Annotated in this window: 1 protein-coding gene; it reads left to right on the top strand. The window is 74.7% G+C overall.

Annotated elements, in window-relative coordinates; genetic code table 11:
- Positions 1 to 763, top strand: a 763-nt coding sequence (xseA, locus tag QMX80_RS19215; RefSeq protein WP_282278774.1) for an exodeoxyribonuclease VII large subunit, incomplete at both ends; no start/stop codon positions are given.

Raw genomic sequence — 763 nt, 5'->3', positions numbered from 1 at the left:
GAGGAACTCAAGGCGCGGCTGCAGGCCGAAGGCCTGTTCGACACCGAACGCAAGAAACCGCTGCCGGCGCACCTGCGCCGGCTGGCGGTGATCACCTCGCCCAGCGGCGCGGCGGTGCGCGATGTGCTCAGCGTGCTGGCGCGGCGCTTCCCGCTGCTGGACGTGGAACTGCTGCCGACCCTGGTGCAGGGCGACACCGCCGCCGCGCAGATCACCGCGCTGCTGCGCCGCGCCGATGCCAGCGGCCGCTACGACGCGATCCTGCTCACCCGTGGCGGCGGCTCGCTGGAAGACCTGTGGGCGTTCAACGACGAGCAGCTGGCGCGCGCCATCGCCGCCAGCACCACACCGGTGGTCTCGGCGGTCGGGCACGAGACCGATTTCAGCCTGTCCGATTTCGCCGCCGACCTGCGCGCGCCCACGCCATCGGTGGCCGCCGAGCTGCTGGTGCCGGACCGGCGCGATCTCGACGCGCGCGTGCGTCGCCTGCAACAGCGCCTGGCGCAGCTGCAGGCGCATGCATTGGGACAGGCCATGCAGCGCGCCGACCGCGCCGTGCTGCGCCTGCAGGCTCAGGGCCCGCAGGCACGGCTGGCGCTGCTGCGGCAGCGCCAGCAGGCGCTGTCCGCACGCCTGCGCGCCTTCTGGCAACGGCAGCTGGAGCAGCGCCGCGCGCGCCTGGCGCATGGCCACTCGGCGCTGCGCGCGGTGCAGCCCGCGCGCCGGCTGGAACTGCTGCGCGGGCGCCTGGAAGCGCTGGCGC

The organism is Stenotrophomonas sp. PS02297 (assembly GCF_029959705.1).
GTDB classification, from domain to species: Bacteria; Pseudomonadota; Gammaproteobacteria; order Xanthomonadales; family Xanthomonadaceae; genus Stenotrophomonas; species Stenotrophomonas nitritireducens.
Note: the sequence above shows the minus strand (reverse complement) of the source record. Positions and strands in the feature narration are given on the sequence as shown.